This window comes from Streptococcus mitis (assembly GCF_946190325.1).
GTDB classification, from domain to species: Bacteria; Bacillota; Bacilli; order Lactobacillales; family Streptococcaceae; genus Streptococcus; species Streptococcus mitis_CF.
The window spans coordinates 38790-51775 of record NZ_CAMHZR010000006.1 but is presented as its reverse complement, the minus strand read 5'-3'; the positions used below and the strand labels follow the sequence as shown (position 1 = coordinate 51775).

14 protein-coding genes and 2 pseudogenes are annotated in these 12986 nt (G+C 38.6%); 10 read left to right on the top strand and 6 right to left on the bottom strand.

The features are described from left to right. The first annotated feature begins 8 nt into the window (after window positions 1-8). Genes trpD through trpA form a run of 5 tightly spaced genes read left to right on the top strand, consistent with a single transcriptional unit; the run spans window position 9 to window position 4333 of the window. The gene (trpD, locus tag N8M95_RS07615) at window positions 9-1013 is read left to right on the top strand and encodes an anthranilate phosphoribosyltransferase (RefSeq protein ID WP_261116940.1); all 1005 of its coding nucleotides are present in this window, start codon (window positions 9-11) and stop codon (window positions 1011-1013) included. Beyond that, entirely contained in the window at window positions 1010-1777 is a 768-nt protein-coding gene (gene trpC / locus N8M95_RS07610; RefSeq protein ID WP_084926227.1) for an indole-3-glycerol phosphate synthase TrpC, read from the top strand. Before trpD ends, trpC begins: the two co-directional genes overlap by 4 nt. Beyond that, window positions 1764-2363, top strand: coding sequence for a phosphoribosylanthranilate isomerase (locus N8M95_RS07605; RefSeq protein ID WP_261027397.1), 600 nt, complete (start codon window positions 1764-1766; stop codon window positions 2361-2363). The genes trpC and N8M95_RS07605 overlap by 14 nt, the downstream gene beginning before the upstream one ends. Beyond that, window positions 2341-3564, top strand: a complete 1224-nt coding sequence (gene trpB / locus N8M95_RS07600; protein WP_261116939.1) for a tryptophan synthase subunit beta — start codon at window positions 2341-2343, stop codon at window positions 3562-3564. The genes N8M95_RS07605 and trpB overlap by 23 nt, the downstream gene beginning before the upstream one ends. Continuing rightward, window positions 3557-4333: a tryptophan synthase subunit alpha gene (gene trpA, locus N8M95_RS07595; protein ID WP_261116938.1), complete on the top strand. Its 777-nt coding sequence runs from the start codon at window positions 3557-3559 to the stop codon at window positions 4331-4333. The genes trpB and trpA overlap by 8 nt, the downstream gene beginning before the upstream one ends. Here trpA and N8M95_RS07590 read toward each other — a convergent pair. Further along, complete coding sequence (locus tag N8M95_RS07590) at window positions 4305-4964, bottom strand: prepilin peptidase (RefSeq protein WP_261116937.1); 660 nt, start codon at window positions 4962-4964, stop codon at window positions 4305-4307. The genes trpA and N8M95_RS07590 overlap by 29 nt on opposite strands. 69 nt (window positions 4965-5033) lie before the next feature. On the opposite strand from N8M95_RS07590, the gene N8M95_RS07585 reads away from it, so the two are divergent. Both N8M95_RS07585 and N8M95_RS09380 read left to right on the top strand, forming a co-directional pair. Further along, window positions 5034-5489 (top strand): GNAT family N-acetyltransferase, encoded by a 456-nt coding sequence (locus N8M95_RS07585; protein ID WP_261116955.1) that lies wholly within the window; start codon window positions 5034-5036, stop codon window positions 5487-5489. A gap of 33 nt (window positions 5490-5522) precedes the next feature. After that, a pseudogene (locus tag N8M95_RS09380) lies at window positions 5523-5794 on the top strand (transposase); the annotation flags it as partial. A 100-nt stretch (window positions 5795-5894) separates the two neighbouring features. Here N8M95_RS09380 and N8M95_RS07575 read toward each other — a convergent pair. From N8M95_RS07575 to N8M95_RS07555, 5 genes are all read right to left on the bottom strand, one after another. Further along, complete coding sequence (locus tag N8M95_RS07575) at window positions 5895-6098, bottom strand: CsbD family protein (RefSeq protein WP_000109960.1); 204 nt, start codon at window positions 6096-6098, stop codon at window positions 5895-5897. Window positions 6099-6128: 30 nt separating this feature from the next. Then, on the bottom strand, window positions 6129-6737 hold the full coding sequence (locus N8M95_RS07570) for an Asp23/Gls24 family envelope stress response protein (protein WP_000064110.1): 609 nt from the start codon (window positions 6735-6737) through the stop codon (window positions 6129-6131). A 30-nt stretch (window positions 6738-6767) separates the two neighbouring features. After that, window positions 6768-6938 (bottom strand): DUF2273 domain-containing protein, encoded by a 171-nt coding sequence (locus N8M95_RS07565; RefSeq protein ID WP_000455064.1) that lies wholly within the window; start codon window positions 6936-6938, stop codon window positions 6768-6770. 11 nt (window positions 6939-6949) lie between these two features. Next, window positions 6950-7522, bottom strand: a complete 573-nt coding sequence (gene amaP / locus N8M95_RS07560; RefSeq protein WP_261116936.1) for an alkaline shock response membrane anchor protein AmaP — start codon at window positions 7520-7522, stop codon at window positions 6950-6952. Window positions 7523-7600: 78 nt separating this feature from the next. Then, window positions 7601-7837 (bottom strand): GlsB/YeaQ/YmgE family stress response membrane protein, encoded by a 237-nt coding sequence (locus tag N8M95_RS07555; RefSeq protein ID WP_261116954.1) that lies wholly within the window; start codon window positions 7835-7837, stop codon window positions 7601-7603. Between the two features lie 374 nt (window positions 7838-8211). On the opposite strand from N8M95_RS07555, the pseudogene mgaSpn reads away from it, so the two are divergent. The 3 genes and pseudogenes from mgaSpn (at window position 8212) to N8M95_RS07540 (ending at window position 12861) form a co-directional block, all read left to right on the top strand. Then, window positions 8212-9679 (top strand): annotated as a pseudogene (gene mgaSpn / locus N8M95_RS07550) (virulence factor transcriptional regulator MgaSpn). 794 nt (window positions 9680-10473) lie between these two features. After that, window positions 10474-11763: a hypothetical protein gene (locus N8M95_RS07545; RefSeq protein ID WP_004256070.1), complete on the top strand. Its 1290-nt coding sequence runs from the start codon at window positions 10474-10476 to the stop codon at window positions 11761-11763. A gap of 9 nt (window positions 11764-11772) precedes the next feature. After that, window positions 11773-12861, top strand: a complete 1089-nt coding sequence (locus N8M95_RS07540) for an AI-2E family transporter (RefSeq protein ID WP_049551477.1) — start codon at window positions 11773-11775, stop codon at window positions 12859-12861. The last annotated feature ends 125 nt before the right edge of the window (window positions 12862-12986 follow it).

Here is a 12986-nt window from a genome sequence, read left to right as displayed (position 1 = left end):
AAACTAGGATGAAAGAGATTATTGAAAAACTAGCAAAATTTGAAAATTTATCAGGTGTGGAAATGACGGATGTCATTGAGCGTATCGTAACTGGCCGTGTAACGGAGGCGCAGATTGCTTCTCTCCTTTTGGCTCTTAAGATGAAAGGGGAAACACCTGAAGAACGCACAGCCATTGCTCAAGTCATGAGAGGGCATGCCCAACACATTCCGACTGAGATTCATGATGCCATGGACAACTGTGGTACAGGTGGGGACAAGTCTTTCAGCTTTAACATTTCGACAACTGCAGCTTTTGTCTTGGCTGGTGGCGGTGTTCACATGGCCAAGCATGGTAACCGCTCGATTTCTTCTAAATCTGGTTCTGCAGATGTCCTCGAAGCCTTGGGCATCAATCTTGATCTCAAACCAGCTGAACTAGGTAAGGTCTTTGATAAAACTGGAATCGTCTTTCTCTTTGCTAAAAATATGCACCCAGCTATGAAATACATCATGCCAGCTCGTTTGGAATTGGGAATTCCAACGATTATGAACTTGACTGGTCCCCTGATTCACCCAATGGCCTTGGAAACACAGCTTCTTGGTATTAGCCGTCCAGAACTTCTAGAAAGTACAGCTCAGGTTTTGAAAAATATGGGTCGCAAACGTGCCATTGTGGTTGCTGGGCCAGAAGGGCTAGATGAAGCTGGCTTGAACGGAACAACTAACATCGCACTTCTTGAAAATGGCGAAATCACCTTGTCAAGCTTTACTCCAGAGGATTTGGGAATGGAAGGCTACGCTATCGAAGATATTCGTGGAGGGAATGCTCAGGAAAATGCAGAAATTTTGCTCAGTGTTCTCAAGAACGAACCAAGTCCGTTCTTGGAAACTACAGTCTTGAATGCTGGTCTTGGTTTCTATGCTAATGGCAAGGTAGCTAGCATCAAGGATGGAGTTGCCTTGGCCCGCGAAGTCATTGCTAGTGGCAAGGCCCTTGAAAAACTCAGACTGTTACAGGAGTACCAAAAATGAGTCAGGAATTTTTAGCACGAATTTTGAAGCAGAAGGCGCGTGAGGTGGAGCAGATGGAGCTGGAGGAAATCCAGCCCCTGCGCCAGACCTATCGCTTGGCTGACTATCTAAAACAACACCAAGACCGTTTACAGGTAATCGCTGAAGTCAAGAAGGCTAGCCCTAGTCTGGGAGATATCAATCTCGATGTGGATATTGTGCAACAGGCCCAGACTTATGAAGAAAACGGAGCAGTGATGATTTCTGTTTTGACAGATGAAGTTTTCTTTAAAGGACATTTGGATTATCTGCGGGAGATTTCCAGTCAGGTAAACATTCCAACGCTTAACAAGGACTTTATCATCGATGAAAAGCAAATCATCCGCGCTCGCAATGCAGGTGCGACAGTCATCCTGCTTATTGTGGCCGCCTTGTCCGAAGAACGCCTCAAGGAACTTTATGACTATGCGACAGAGCTTGGTCTGGAAGTCTTGGTGGAAACTCACAATCTAGCTGAACTAGAAGTGGCTCATAGACTTGGTGCTGAGATTATTGGGGTCAATAACCGCAACTTGACCACCTTTGAAGTTGACTTGCAGACCAGTGTAGATTTGGCTAAATATTTCAAAGATGATTGCTTGTACATTTCTGAATCTGCTATTTTCACAGGGCAGGATGCGGAACGAGTAGCACCATACTTTAATGGAATTTTAGTTGGGACAGCTCTCATGCAGGCAGAGGATGTGGCTCAAAGAATCAAGGAGTTGCAGATTGACAAAAGTTAAGATTTGTGGACTATCGACCAAAGAAGCGGTGGAAACAGCCGTATCAGCAGGAGCCGACTACATCGGTTTTGTCTTTGCACCTAGTAAAAGACAGGTGACCTTGGATCAGGCTGTTGAGCTGGCAAAGCTTATTCCTGCAGATGTCAAAAAGGTTGGTGTATTTGTTTCACCAAGTCGGGCAGAACTGCTAGAAGTCATTGACAAAGTTGGCTTGGACTTGGTTCAAGTTCACGGTCAGGTGGCAGATGATTTGTTTGCGGATTTGCCTTGTGCCAGTATTCAGGCTGTGCAGGTGGATGGAGAGGGTCATGTGCCCAATTCTCAGGCAAACTATCTACTCTTTGATGCCCCTGTGGCTGGGAGTGGTCAGACCTTTGACTGGGCTCAACTGGATACGATTGGACTAACTCAGCCTTTCTTTATCGCAGGTGGGCTTAAGGAAGACAATGTCGTAAAAGCAATTCAACACTTTACTCCCTATGCAGTCGATGTATCGAGCGGAGTGGAGACAGATGGACAAAAAGATCATGAAAAGATTAGAAGATTTATAGAGAGGGTAAAGAATGGCATATCAAGAACCAAATAAAGATGGATTTTACGGAAAATTCGGCGGACGTTTTGTCCCAGAAACATTGATGACAGCAGTTTTGGAGTTGGAGAAGGCCTACCGTGAAAGTCAGGCAGACCCAAGTTTCCAGGAGGAATTGACCCAGCTCTTACGTCAGTACGTAGGTCGTGAAACTCCTCTTTACTACGCAAAAAACTTGACCCAGCATATCGGCGGAGCCAAGATTTATCTTAAACGTGAAGACCTTAACCATACAGGGGCCCACAAGATTAACAATGCCTTGGGACAAGTTCTTCTGGCTAAACGCATGGGTAAAAAGAAAATTATCGCTGAAACAGGTGCTGGTCAGCACGGTGTGGCAACTGCAACTGCTGCTGCCCTCTTTAACATGGAATGTACTATCTACATGGGTGAGGAAGATGTCAAACGCCAAGCCCTCAATGTGTTCCGTATGGAGCTTTTGGGAGCTAAGGTTGAGGCAGTGACAGACGGTTCGCGCGTGCTCAAGGATGCGGTCAATGCAGCCCTTCGTTCATGGGTAGCTAATATTGATGATACCCACTATATCCTTGGTTCTGCCTTGGGGCCTCACCCATTCCCAGAAATCGTCCGTGACTTCCAAAGTGTCATCGGTAGGGAAGCCAAACAACAGTACCGTGACTTGACAGGTCAAGATTTACCAGATGCTCTAGTAGCCTGTGTTGGTGGTGGGTCGAATGCTATCGGGCTCTTCCATCCATTTGTAGAAGATGAGTCAGTAGCCATGTATGGGGCTGAAGCAGCTGGACTTGGTGTGGATACGGAGCACCATGCAGCTACCTTGACCAAGGGTCGTCCGGGTGTCCTTCATGGTTCTCTCATGGATGTGCTCCAAGATGCCCATGGTCAAATTCTTGAAGCCTTCTCTATCTCAGCAGGTTTGGACTATCCTGGTATCGGTCCAGAACATTCTCACTACCACGATATCAAACGTGCCAGCTATGTCCCTGTGACAGACGAAGAAGCCTTGGAAGGATTCCAACTCTTGTCTCGTGTGGAAGGGATTATCCCAGCCTTGGAATCTAGCCACGCTATTGCTTTTGCGGTGAAATTGGCCAAAGAACTCGGTCCAGACAAGTCCATGATTGTCTGTCTATCAGGTCGTGGTGACAAGGATGTGGTTCAAGTCAAAGACCGCTTGGAAGCAGATGCAGCAAAGAAGGGAGAAGCTCATGCCTAAGACACTAACAGAAAAATTAAACGCTATAAAAGCAGCTGGAAAAGGAATTTTCGTTCCCTATATCATGGCTGGAGACCATGAGAAAGGTTTGGATGGACTCGGAGAAACAATTCACTTTTTAGAAGATTTGGGTGTTTCGGCTATTGAAGTTGGTATTCCCTTTTCAGACCCTGTTGCAGATGGACCTGTTATCGAAGAAGCTGGCTTGCGCAGTTTAGCCCACGGGACCTCTACCCAGGCTTTGGTTGAAACATTGAAAACCATTGAAACAGAGGTTCCACTTGTCATCATGACCTACTTCAACCCCCTCTTTCAGTACGGTGTGGAGAACTTTGTCAAAGATTTGGAAGATACAGCGGTTAAGGGCTTGATCATTCCAGACCTTCCTCATGAGCATGCCAATTTTGTGGAGCCTTATTTGGCAGATACAGACATCGCTTTGATTCCCCTAGTTAGTTTGACGACAGGAATTGAGCGTCAGAAAGAGTTGATTGAAGGGGCAGAAGGATTCGTCTATGCCGTTGCCATCAATGGGGTGACAGGGAAATCTGGCAATTACCGTGCAGATTTGGACAAGCACTTGGCACAATTGCATCAAGTGGCCGACATTCCAGTCTTGACAGGTTTTGGCGTATCTAGCCAAGCCGATGTAGAACGCTTTAATGCGGTATCAGATGGAGTTATCGTTGGTTCGAAAATTGTAAAAGCTCTCCATGAAGGAGAGCCAATTCAGGACTTTATCAAACAAGCAGTAGCTTACCAAAAATAATCACACAAGTAGCGAGTAAGAGGAAAGGCACGAAAGGAAGTCTTTCCTTTTTATTTTGCAGGAGAAAGGCTAGAATTCCCGTCGCAGAAGCAAACTGAATCAAGATAAGTAACTCCGTTACGCTAAAGATGAGAGCACAAGAAGCTAAAAAGAGGAAATCCCCTGCACCCATGCGGATATCGATAAAATGAGCCAAAATTCCAAGGATAAGGAAGAAGACCATGACCAGATTCCAGCCAGAGGAAGCCATGAGGATTAGGTGGAAAGTCATCCAGACCAGTAAGGGATATTCCTGATGGTGAAAGTCGTAGATACCTAAGGTCAAACCAGCGGTGATTAGGATGACTTGACTCAAGGAAAGTAATCCCCAGGAGTAAAGCAGAAATATTAGTCCTAAGCCTAGTTCAAAAAGGGCATACCAGACTGGATAAGGAGACTTGCAGTAGCGACACTGAAAGCGATTGAAGACCTGCGAGAGAATCGGAATCAAATCTAAGGGACGCAAGCGAGTCTGACAGGAATCGCAGTGACTAGCTGGACTGATAATGGATTGCTCTGGAAAACGGTCAATGACCAAACCAATAAAGGAAGCGAGAATGCTCCCGACAAGAAAAAAATAAATATCAATCATACTTATCTATTCGTAAAAAATGGGAGAAGTAGTATAATGGAGAAACATAAACAAGATAGTGAGGTCAAGATGACAATTCGTTTTGAAGAAAATGTGAGCACAGAAAACGCTCAGCTCGTATGCCAATGGTCCAACTCCCTTGGCCAAGCTTTTCAAGAACAATGGATGGGGACAATGATTCCTTTTCCCTTAACAATTCAAATCTTGCAAGATTTGGAAGGAATCTTTTCAATCTTTGAAGGACAAGAGTTTGTGGGGCTTATCCAGAAAATCAGGCAAGAAGACAGCAATCTTCATATTGGAAGATTTTTTATCAACCCCCAGAAACAGGGGCAAGGCTTAGGTAGCCAGGCTTTAAGGAAATTTGTTAGTTTGGTCTTTGAAAATGAAGACATAGATACTATTTCTTTAAATGTCTTCGAAGCAAATCAAGCAGCCCAGCATCTCTATCAAAAAGAAGGATTTGAAATCGTTCAAATAGTTGAAGCACCTGTACGAAAATACATCATGAAAAAGAGTAGATAGAAAGTAAAAATCCTTGAAATCAATCTTGACTGCGATGATGAACCTGAATCAGCCCATCAAAAGGACTGTATATGAATGAACGTTACCAGTGTTTAAAAACTAAAGAATATCAGGTACTTTTATCTTCCAAGGGTAGATAAATTTTCGCTAAACGTAAGATTGATATGAAATCTGTCTTTGGGCAGATAAAGGTTTGTTTGGGTTATAAGAGATGTTATCTGAGAGGTAAGCGTCAAGTGAGAATTGACATGGGATTCGTACTCATGGTCAACAACCTGCTGAAATATAATAAGAGAAAGAGGTGAAATTAAAAAGCTAGAGTTCCGCAATTGGAAATCTCTAGCTTTTTGTTTTCTGAGAATCATCTTGACTAATGTTACTAAAAAGATAAAGTAACTTTTAGCCTTATTTATTGTCGCCACTCAACATGTTTTTAACACCTTCGATAGCGCCTTCTACAGCGTCTTTGGCATCTTCAGCAACTTCTTTTACTTTAGAAACAACTTTTTCAGCTGTTCCTTCTTTTTCCATTTTTTCATCACCGATGGCTTTACCAACACCTTCTTTAATAGAACCTTTAGCTTGATTTAATTTTTCTTCTACTGACATGATAATTTTTCCTGTTATATTTATTTTATCTTAGTTTACACGAGTTTTTTCGTGAGATACTACACCAGTTGCTGCACCTTTAACAGCTTCTACACCTTCACTAACTTTTTCTTGAACAGTTGAGAAACCAGATCCAAGACCAGATTTAGCTTTTTCGAATTGTTCTGAAGCGAATTCTCCTGTTGATTCAGCAACGTCAGATACGCGATCTTGAAGGCTTACTGAGTCTGCTTCATGTTGTTCTTTAGTTTTGATGTCGACAACGTTTACGTTGATTTCAACAACTTCCAAGTCAGTCATTTTAGCAACTTCTGAAGATACGATTTCTCTGATTTCTGAATATAAAGCTGGAACATTTTTTTGGTACTCAGCAATAATGTTTAAGTCAACTGCAACTTGTGTTTTACCAACTTCTACGTTAACACCACTTGTTACGTCATCGCTGTTAACGATTTTTTCTTTAAGATTTGAGAAGAAACCACCGTCGATTCCCAAAAGACCTGAAACGTTTTCTAGTGACAGACCAATGATTTTTTGGATAACTTTATCTTCGTAAGTAAGTTCCCCTTTGATTTCGTGAGCTACAGCAGTAGCATCTTTCTTTTCTACGTTAGTGTTAATGTTTTTTTCGTTTGACATATGAAACTCCTTTAATTAAATTAGTAATTTTTATTTATCTATATAGTTTTTTTCGATATATAATCCAGCTGCAACTCCCAGTGCTCCTAAAATCAATACAAATATTGTTTTGAAGAAGCCAAAGGAGATAATCAGACAAGCGAGAAATACGCCTATGAGACCTGCGATTATTGGATATCGATATTGTTTAAGCCATTCCATTTTTTACTTCCTTACTTCACACGACTAACAGTCTTTTTGTTTTGAGGTTTTGGTTTAGGCTGGTAGTCTTTTACTAGAACTTCTAGTTTAACCTGACGCTCAATACCAAAAAACTGCTTCAATCCATTAGTTATTTCACTTTGAATTAGTTGGCATCTGTCAGCGATGTTGTCCGAAGGAAGAATTTTACCTTCTACATGAACGAAACATTTATTTTTTCGTAAATTTACATGAACAGTTGGGTTCTTGATCAATCCATGATCACTCACCAAACTTCTAACAAAACCTTCAATTGCCGAATTCTTTAATTTTAATGTATCGTTTTTAGTTTCAAGTTGAATTTCCAAATAACGTTTAGGATAAAACAACACAACTAACATTGATAACAAAACTAAAGTTGATAGAGCCACTATCCCCCAGAATATATATCTAGAGAGATAGAATTCAACGAAATGATTCTGTCTCCAGCTAAATAGCTGAATGCCTAGATCACTAACTTGATGATAATCTATCAAAACAGGAAGGAAAATTGTCAAGATTAAAATACAGAAAATAATGAAACATATTTTCTTTGCTTTTGACATATACAATCCTTTCGATTTAACATTTAAACTATTTTTACCCGTCTAATCTATTTAAAAATAGTTTATTACTACAAGTAATTATTTTTTATCTGTAAAGAATGATACTACAGTAACAACAATTGCTGCTCCTGCAATAGATGGGATCAAAGCCATTCCAGCGATGGATGGGCCCCAACTACCTAAAAGGGATTGTCCTACAGATGACCCGACTAAACCAGCGAATACATTTGCGACGATTCCCATAGAACTACCTTTTTTAGTGATTCTACCTGCTACAAGTCCAATAAGACCTCCAGCAATGATTGACCACAATATTGCTTACCCTCCTTTTTTATTTTAATATCAAAAAATAAATCAATTACTTTGATTATCGCTATTATATAATTTTAATATAAAAAAATCAATTATTTTGATTATTATATAATTTTAATATAAAAAAATCAAATTCTTTGATTGTTGCTATTATATAATTTTTAAAATTAAAAATATAATCTTTCGACTTGAATTTGATTCTGTATTCACGCCCTCAATAGACGGTAAAATAAGAAAATTGTTTATATATTGCCTCCTAGTGTTATTATACGAAATAAAGGATCTTAGTAAAAGTTGTTATATCATGCTATACCTATTCTTTGTGGTATAATTGCAAGAGGTGAAATCCGATAATTTATAAAAAGAGAAAGACATTCATGAGAGATTTATTATCTAAAAAGTCATAGGCAATTAGAATTATTATTTGAACATAAACGATGGTTTCATCGTTCTGAACTAGCAGAGTTATTAAATTGTACAGAACATGCAGTCAAAGATGATCTATCCCATGTTAAATCTGCTTTTCCTGACTTGATTTTTCATTCTTCGACTAATGGTATACGCATTATTAATACCGATGATAGTGATATTGAAATGGTTTACCATCATTTCTTTAAGCATTCAACTCATTTTTCGATTTTAGAATTTATCTTCTTTAATGAAGGTTGTCAAGCTGAAAGTATTTGTAAAGAATTCTATATCAGTTCATCTTCGCTCTATCGTATTATTAGCCAAATCAATAAAGTGATTAAAAGGCAATTTCAATTTGAAATCAGTCTGACCCCTGTTCAAATCATTGGAAATGAGAGAGACATTCGTTACTTTTTTGCACAATATTTTTCAGAAAAATATTATTTCCTAGAATGGCCATTTGAAAATTTTTCATCAGAGCCCCTATCTCAATTGTTAGAATTGGTTTATAAGGAAACAAGCTTTCCAATGAATTTGTCAACTCATAGAATGCTAAAGTTGCTCCTAGTTACGAACCTATATAGAATAAAGTTTGGTCATTTCATGGAAGTAGAGAAAGACTCTTTTAACGATCAAAGTTTGGATTTTTTAATGCAGGTAGAAGGAATAGAAGGTGTTGCTAAGAATTTTGAATTAGAATACAATATCTCTTTAGATGAAGAAGTTGTTTGCCAATTATTTGTGTCTTACTTTCAAAAAATGTTTTTCATAGATGAAAGTCTCTTTATGAAATGCGTAAAAAAGGATAGCTATGTTGAAAAATCTTACCATCTATTGAGTGATTTTATTGATCAGATTTCAGTCAAGTATCAGATTGAGATTGAGAATAAGGATAATCTGATTTGGCATCTGCATAATACTGCACATCTGTATCGTCAGGAGTTGTCCACTGAGTTTATTTTATTTGATCAAAAAGGGAATACAATCAGGAATTTTCAAAATATTTTCCCTAAATTTGTTTCAGATGTAAAAAAAGAGCTTTCTCATTATTTAGAGACTCTTGAAGTTTGTTCTAGTTCAATGATGGTAAATCATCTATCTTATACCTTCATCACTCATACCAAACATTTGGTGCTTAATCTACTACAAAATCAGCCAAAGCTGAAGGTTCTGGTTATGAGTAATTTTGATCAGTATCATGCAAAATCCGTTGCAGAGACACTTTCTTATTATTGCAGCAACAATTTTGAACTTGAAGTTTGGACTGAATTAGAATTATCAAAGGAATCTTTAGAAGAATCGCCTTATGATATCATCATTTCTAATTTTATTATTCCTCCGATTGAAAATAAGAGACTGATCTATTCAAATAATATAAACACGGTCTCACTCATATCTTTGTTAAATGCCATGATGTTTATTCGATTAGATTAGTAACCTAAAATAAAAAATGCTATTTCGCGTTTTGAACTGTACCTCAAAAGTTAGACAGAAAAAATCTAATTTTTGGGGTGTTTTTATTAAGAAAAGACCTTCAGTCATTTAAGTAAAATGTACATCTAGAGTCATAGTCCTCTAAAACTCTTGCTTTTTTTGTAGAAGATACGAAAAAAACCTTGATTCCAAGGCTTTTCCTGTTGTATGTAGATGCCCCCATGGATTTGGGAGACTATATCATCTTGAAAGTAATTAAAAAGTTGAAATTTAAGTGATTTTCGGAAGGTACTTTTAGGTATTTTCAATGTCATGATTTAAAAATAGGACAAAAGTGGGGCAAAAACCATACAGATTCTAAACTGTATGGTTCTTTTTTTATCTAACCAAGAAAGGTTAAAACTTATTAAAACAAATGCAATCAACTGTTGAAAACTTTTTAGTCCGTGTAATATAAAAACAAGTAAAAAGTTGAACTATAGGGAATATTGTGTCATAATAGGTAATAGATGAATAATTAATAGATTGGAAATAATGCTTTCTTACCTTAACAAGTTGAATTGGTTATACATTTTTTCGTCGCAATTGTGTCTATCTCTCGAGTTTAGCTAGTTTTTATAAGCTCTGGCTTCTAATCAATATAACAAATTTTAGAAGTGCATAAGACAAGATGGTGACATTACTACAGTCATTTCTAGTCACCATATGTTGCTGGCACAGGCTGTTTGTAGTGTTGGCTATTTACTAGTCAGTTTAATCGGAGTGTTTAATTTTTATTGTTGAAAGGTTTTTATATGGCGAAAATTCTATCTTTAGGTCTGACAGGTAAGAAATTACTTGCTCAGGGGTTCTTGTTTGTTCTGCTAGGTCTCATCTTGATGGTCACGGGGACTTGGTTGCCAGTAAAGGTTATTCGACTGGTTCTGTTTTTAGCTTGGATAGCAACGGTCTTAGATTTAGTATTACGTATTTTCAAAAAAAGTCAGTCAACGGACACCTTGGGAGTTGCACTGGTTAAATTGTTAGTGCTGGGATATTTGCTTGGCTCCAATCTTGCGACGGATGTGCCGATTTATATTTTGGCTCTTGTGATTGGAGTTTATCAGATTTTTCATGCTAGTATTAACCTTGTCACCTATGTTCTCTACCGCAAAAACAAAATTCGACCTCGTTTTCGTCTCTTACTAGATGGACTCGTACTAGTTTTTCTTGGTGGGACTAGTCTTTTGTCCTCTACAGGAAATTCTGTCTTTCAACTCTTTGTATTAGGGGCTTATTTTTTCCTTTATGGTGTGTCCAATATCCGTGATGGTTTCTTGTTTGAGGAGGAAATTGGGAAAAACCATCTCAAACGTCGTATTAGAATTAGCTTACCTATTGTCCTAGCCGCTCTCATCCCTGCAAGAACTTTAGCAAAAGTTAACAAATTTATGCTGGAAAATGCTGATGAGGAAGAAGATATCCATCTTGGAATAGTGAAGTCTGGTAAGACAGCGGAGCTTGAAATTTTTGTTCATACAGCTGAGACCTCTCTGTTTTCGGCAATTGGTCATGTGGATATCTGCTATCAAGGCCGTGTTATTTCTTATGGCAACTATGATCCGTCTTCTGAGACCTTATTTGGCATGGTAGGAGATGGTGTCTTATATTTCTGTGATCGTGACAAGTACATTGACCTATGTAAACGTGAGAGTCAAAAAACGCTTTTTGGTTATGGTATAGATTTGACGCCTGAAATGGAAAAAGCAGTTCAGAAAAAGTTGGCTGAATTGAAACAACTGACGATTCCATGGGAGCCAAGTGCAGATAAAATCATGACAGGTGATGGTAAGGAAGACTACACCTACGCTTATAAAATCAGACATGAGACAGATGGGGAACTTTATAAATTTATCAAATCTAAGTTTAAATCCTACTTTGTCTTATCTACAAACTGTGTGCTCTTGGCTGATACCATAGTCGGTCAGGCTGGCACCGATATCCTCTCACCCAAAGGATTTATCGCTCCAGGAACTTACCAAGCCTACCTTAATCGAGAGTTTGAAAAACCAAATAGTATAGTCGTATCTAAACATGTTTATTAAGGAGAATTTATGAACTTAGTAAAAAAATACACCCCGTTAATACTTTTTATAGGGCTGGTTGCTCTTGTAATTCTGAATGCATCGAGCTTTATATCAGGAGCAATCTCTCTCTTTGATGTAATATCAACCTTGATTTATGGTGCTGTTATTGCTTTTGTGCTTAATGTTCCTATGAAAAAAATTGAACAGTACTTAGTTAAATTGAAGGTAAAGGCAGAGTTGCGTCGTCCGATTGCCATGGTACTTGTTTTCCTAGCTCTTATCTTAATCGTGATTGCTCTTTTGGTTTTGGTGCTGCCAACCCTAGCCCAGACTATTAGTCAGCTGGGAACAGTCCTTTCAACAGTCCTGACTCAACTTGGGAAATTGCTAGGCAGCTCGGAATTTGTAACCAAAGACATGTTGTCAACTATCGTATCAGGCATACAGGGACAATCTAGTTCTATTAGCCAAGCTTTGATAGGTTTTTTATCAGGTCTGACTAGTAATATCGGCAATATTTTTTCAAGTTTGATGAATGCCTTTTTGATTATAGTCTTCACCTTTTTATTTTTATCCAGTAAGGAACATTTGGCAGCGATGACGAGTCGACTTCTAAAAGTTTTTCTTCCAGAGAAGGTGGTGATAAAGTTGACTTACATTGGACAAGTAGCACTAGAGACTTATGACCAATTTTTGATGAGTCAGCTGATTGAAGCAGTTATCATAGGAGTTATGATAGCGGTTGGTTACAGCGTGTTTGGGATACCCTATGGAGTAATGACAGGTATCTTTGCAGGAGTGCTATCGTTCATTCCTTATGTAGGGCCTATGATTGCTTGTGTTGTGGGAGCGATTTTTATCTTCACAGTGAGTCCTACTCAAGCCTTACTTTCTCTTCTTCTATATCAAGTTATACAGCTGATTGAAGGAAACCTTATTTATCCTAGAGTTGTAGGTCAGTCTATTGGTTTGCCAGCTATTTTCACGCTTGCGGCTGCTAGTATTGGAGGCAATCTCTTTGGCTTACTTGGGATGATATTCTTTACACCGATATTTGCTGTTATCTATCGATTGGTTAAGGAATTTGTCGTTGCAAAGGAAAATCAGGTAGATTAAGCAAAACTAAATTTAATAAGATATACTGAGAAGAGAGTGAGAGATTCTCTTCTCTTTTATTTTTAAATACTTTTCTACAAAAAGCTATTAGACGTTAAAAAAAGCCTTGGTTTCAAGGCTTATTT